We start from the raw sequence: 1,808 nt of genomic DNA on the forward strand, positions 1-1,808 counted from the left end.
AGCACCACTATAATAACCAGCAGTCCCATCACCATTTTCACATAATCTTGCATTTGGCTGCTGGGCAGCAGCATTTCCAAAAACACCGCCAGCACGATGATGATGACTAAAACCTGCACCAGTGTCTTGATACTTTCCAAACCTGTCATCACCTCACTTTAACGCAGCATGGTCATCAAATCGCCCATTCCAACCACGATGGTGATGGCAAAGAAAAACAACAATCCCACCGTGGCCACCGCGGCAAAGATGCTGATCAGGCTCTTGCCCAAACCGGTCAGGCAGTCCGCCATTTGCTTATCCCCCACCGGCTGAATGAGTGCCCCCGCCAGTTTGTATACAAAGGCCACCGCAAAGATCTTAATCATGGGTAAGATGGTCAGCACAAAGATAATGATGACCCCGGCAATTCCCACGGCATTCTTAATTAACAGGGAAGACCCGATCACCGCGTCCAGCGCATCCGAAAACATGCCGCCCACCACCGGGATAAAAGCATCTGTGGCAAATTTGGCCGTCCGTATTGCCACCCCGTCGGTCACCGAACCGGCCACGCCTTTGATGGCCAGAATGCCCAGGAAGACAGTGAGCATAATCCCAGCACGCTCATGGCTACGCTTTTCATTAAGTCTGCCAGGCGGGATACTTGAAATTTCTCCGACAGGTTGCTCAAGATGCTTAAAATCGCCGAGAAAAAGATTAAGGGAAAAACGATGACCTTGATGATTGTCCCGATGGCCGTGATGGAACCAAAAATGATGGGATGAAAGATGGCCGTTGAGGCTACGCCTCCCATGGCTGCCAGCAAAGTTAACAACAGGGGAAGCAGGGCCTGCATAAAGTGGACCATGTTGTCCACCGCTTCCCGACCAATATTGACTGCCAGGGTAAAGGTCCCCACTGCCAGGCTGATCAACGCCATGTAACTGACGGCATAGGCCAGTTTGCCGGTGGTCCCCTTTTCAAAAGAAGACATTAAATTCTGCAGCACCGCACAGATGACCGCCAGCACCACCAACTTCCCCAGCAGCGAAGCGTTGGCCACCACCTCTTTAAAGAAAAATTTAATAAGTCCTATAAAAACGTCCGAAACCTGCCAGTCCAAATCTCCCTTTACCAGCTTAAGAACCAATTCCTTAAACTTCAGTTCCGGGACCGCTCCCTCAATCTCGGAGTTCAAATGTTCCACGAACTCCTCCAGTTTGCTCATCTCCAGCTCGCCCAGTTGTCCTTCGGGACCTGAGCTTTGCTGTTCAGGTGCCGCCTGTACCGGAACCGGGGATAAAAGCAAACAAAGCATGAACAGCATACAAATAATTTTTGGCAACCTTCTCCCCACCTTAAGGCACCAGTTTTATCAGTGACTGTAATACCGCTACGATAATGGGTACCGCCATCACCAGAACGATAATTTTCGCCGCAAACTCAATCTTGGAGGCCAGGGCGTTCTCACCGGCATCCCGGCAGATTTGGGAACCAAAGTCCGCAATATAGCGATGCCCACAATTTTTAAAATGGTTCCCATGTAGATCATACTGACATTGGCCTGGCTGGCCAGGTCTCTTAAAACAGTAAACACGCCCGTAATTTGAGGCATCATGATAAAGAAAATGATGACGCCGGCTGTCATGGTCAGTAACGTGGCCATGGGCGGTTTTTGCTGGCGCAGAATGATGGCCAGGATGCATACCACCAAACCAAGTCCTACAATTTGTAAAATGTCCATGCCCCTGTCACCTCACTTGTGAGATGTGAGAAGTGGGAGTGAGAAAATAAAACAACTTAAATAATCTCACTTCTGATTTACT

Annotated in this window: 1 protein-coding gene and 2 pseudogenes; all 3 read right to left on the reverse strand. The window is 49.5% G+C overall.

Annotated elements, in window-relative coordinates:
* A partial coding sequence (locus tag P378_RS16025) for a stage III sporulation protein AF (protein ID WP_180261144.1) occupies nucleotides 1-149 on the reverse strand: 149 nt, incomplete at its 3' end.
* A gap of 9 nt (nucleotides 150-158) precedes the next feature.
* Nucleotides 159-1,309: pseudogene (gene spoIIIAE / locus P378_RS24340) on the reverse strand (stage III sporulation protein AE).
* A 31-nt stretch (nucleotides 1,310-1,340) separates the two neighbouring features.
* A pseudogene (gene spoIIIAD, locus P378_RS16035) lies at nucleotides 1,341-1,726 on the reverse strand (stage III sporulation protein AD).
* Between the last annotated feature and the right edge of the window lie 82 nt (nucleotides 1,727-1,808).

The sequence above is a fragment of the Desulforamulus profundi genome (genome assembly GCF_002607855.1).